Origin of the sequence: Aeromonas sp. QDB30, assembly GCF_027707645.1 — a bacterium.
GTDB lineage: Bacteria > Pseudomonadota > Gammaproteobacteria > Enterobacterales > Aeromonadaceae > Aeromonas > Aeromonas caviae.
Genome location: NZ_JAPCIY010000148.1, coordinates 1 through 2,603 on the forward strand (window position 1 = coordinate 1; position 2,603 = coordinate 2,603).

The 2,603-nt window shown below is 53.5% G+C and carries 3 protein-coding genes; 2 read left to right on the forward strand and 1 reads right to left on the reverse strand.

From position 1 onward, the window contains the following. Positions 1–193 precede the first annotated feature (193 nt). Positions 194–847 (reverse strand): ADP-ribosylglycohydrolase, encoded by a 654-nt coding sequence (locus tag PG896_RS20715; protein WP_254052458.1) that lies wholly within the window; start codon positions 845–847, stop codon positions 194–196. Positions 848–886: 39 nt separating this feature from the next. Here PG896_RS20715 and PG896_RS20720 point away from each other — a divergent pair, with 39 nt between their 5' ends. Together PG896_RS20720 and PG896_RS20725 are read left to right on the forward strand one after the other, a co-directional pair. Beyond that, complete coding sequence (locus PG896_RS20720) at positions 887–1,108, forward strand: hypothetical protein (RefSeq protein ID WP_270836170.1); 222 nt, start codon at positions 887–889, stop codon at positions 1,106–1,108. A gap of 441 nt (positions 1,109–1,549) precedes the next feature. Continuing rightward, positions 1,550–2,473 carry a WYL domain-containing protein gene (locus PG896_RS20725; protein WP_109113246.1) on the forward strand — a complete coding sequence of 308 codons (924 nt, stop codon included), beginning with the start codon at positions 1,550–1,552 and terminating at the stop codon, positions 2,471–2,473. The last annotated feature ends 130 nt before the right edge of the window (positions 2,474–2,603 follow it).

Consider the following 2,603-nt stretch of genomic DNA (forward strand, 5'->3'; position numbering starts at 1 on the left):
GATAAAATTAGATCACAAACGAAGCCTTTTTTATATCTATTTCAATTGGTTGGCGCTAAAGATCCTGTACATGAATAGCGCCAAGCCAGACCTGTCCAGCTGTTTCATATTTGAAACACCACATGCAGAAGTTCGTATACATAAACTGCAGAAGTTCATTTTATTGTTATATTTAAATCACTTACTGAATAATTCAAACAACCTCACTCGAGCCTGAAATGCTCCCTATGTAGAAAGCACCAACCAGCAGACCATAAACAAGCCGCACTCGCTCATCCCTGCCTAGCAGCACACCGAGTAGCACTTCGCCGCTTGCTAAATCGTCACCATGCCAGAAGCACCAGAGGGCTGCCTCCACTACATCCAGCCAGCTGGCATGGCCCAGCTGATTGCGTGATTTGCGCCGCCAGCTGCCACGCACCACAGCCACGCTATTCGGGGAAATAGTCGCCAGCGCCCGCTGCTCCATCACGCTTGGCGTGAGTCCATCCAGCTTGGCCTGACGGCTGCCACGCCCTCCTCGCAGCAATTTGTCGAGTAGCAGCGCCAACAGACGAAACGCGTCCTGATCTTCAAAGCTGGCATCCTCCCCCAGCAAATCGGCAGCACCGGTCATCAGTTGTTCACGCCCCAGATAGATCGGCTGTGACGTGTAATCCAGCCGATGTTGTTCGACATGGATAGCCAATGCCGTCACCACCGCCAGTGGTGAAGTCTCACCCTCTTGGTGACACGTGCCTTTGGCAAGCAGAACGGTCAGCTCCCTAGCTCGCTCGGCTGGCAGTAGGCAATATATCCCCCTGATCAGGGGCATTGCCGCCTGATCCGATAACAGTCTTGAGTTCATAGCGCCTCAGTGACGATCGCGTTTGAAGTGGGTGGTTTTATGACCAACGGTGACAATCTCACCGTCTTGCAGTACCAGATAGTGACCGCGCAGCCGCTGGCAGCATTCCGCAGGCACTCCGTACTCGGCTTGCAGCATCGTCACGCCTTTGCGATCGAGATAAACCAGTTCGCGCCCCTGGTGATAAGAAGAACGCCCAATGCTCAGCAGCAGCTCTACCAGCTCGGGAGCAATGCGTATTCCGGTGAAGTTGAACAGTGATTCCGGAATCTGTGAACACCATTTCCGGAAAGTATGCGGCCAGGTATTCTGCGAGCAGAAGCTGAGCTTTGAGGGGAGGCATCTTTTCGACTCACCGAACAAGCCAGCAGCCAAGCGCAGCGCGGCAGTTGTGGGTCCAGGTCATTGGAGCATGACGGTTCATCTGACATCAGAGTTCGCGCTCTGAGGTGTCCGGAAACGGTGTACACGCAAGCCGGAATCAGCGTTCATTTTAAACCGGAATAGGTGTTCATTTTCGACCGGAATATGCAAGCAATACCGTGCTGCTGCATCCGGCACGCGGCGTGATGGCTGTACGCACTATCCAGCTTCCCGTTCATGACATGCTCCTTTGGCGCTCATTTAGATGGACTCATTATATGTAGCCTTTATACTCATGCCGATACTGGTTACATAAACATGTCGCATTTTGGAGCACGTATGGCACCCAAAGAACTCACCTGGGATCAAACCCTGCGTTTTCGTCTGCTGGAGATCGTCTTGCAGTGGGAAGGACGGCTGACCACCAATCATTTGATGACAGCCTTCAATATCGGTCGCCAACAGGCGTCACGGGATATCAACCACTACCTGACCCACTACTCACCGGAAGGGTTGGTCTATGACAGAAGCCTGAAGGGATACAAACCCACAGAGCACTTTGTCCCGCGCTTTAGTGAGGGAAAAGTGGATGAGTATCTGATGCTGCTACATCGTGAAAAGCAGCACCAGCGACAACATGAAGCGGACCTGTTGACACTGCCACTGATGGATCTACGCTACGGCCATATCGAGATCCTGGATGTGCCAAACCGCCATATCGACCCTAGGATTGTGCGCGGTTTGGTGCAGGCGGCCCGTGGCCAGCTGCGGGTCGATGTCGATTACGTATCCCTCAGTTCAGAGGAGCAGAGTGGCCGCAATATCGTGCCCCACACTCTGGTCTATGACGGGATCCGCTGGCACGTACGCGCCTACTGCGAGAAGAAGGGGGAATATCTGGACTTTGTGATGAGTCGATTTAGGGGCGAACCGGATCTGCTGGATGCCTCTCCTCACGGCCGGGAGCAGGATCTGGAGTGGAATACCCAGGTGACTGCGGTAGTCGTTCCCAATCCCGGGCTCAGTGAAGGACAACAGGCCATCATTGCCAGAGACTATGCCATGACGGGGAACCAGCTATTGATCAGCCAGCGCATGCCTTTGATGCACTATGCACTGGAACGGATGCAAGTGAGCTATAACGGCGAACACCAACAACATCCCCTGCTCTACCCGCTGGTGCTGGCCAACCGGGAGGAGCTCATCCAGCAAGGCTGTACCTTCAAGCTCAAGAGTGCAGACCTACAAATGCGACCAAGTTAACCCTGGCGCCATGATGTCCGGCTTCTCCGCACATCCGGCAAAGAGAGATAGAACCGTCATTCCGCACCTAATTTTGCTATTTTCAGTGCTTGACGGCGATCGGCCGTTCTGATCTATTACTCTCTTTTGC

What these genes read in the sequence shown, in the direction of transcription:
- PG896_RS20715 (WP_254052458.1), bottom strand. Translation starts at nt 847, where the DNA reads ATGAACTCAAGACTGTTATCGGATCAGGCGGCAATGCCCCTGATCAGG.
- PG896_RS20720 (WP_270836170.1), top strand. Translation starts at nt 887, where the DNA reads ATGACCAACGGTGACAATCTCACCGTCTTGCAGTACCAGATAGTGACC.
- PG896_RS20725 (WP_109113246.1), top strand. Translation starts at nt 1,550, where the DNA reads ATGGCACCCAAAGAACTCACCTGGGATCAAACCCTGCGTTTTCGTCTG.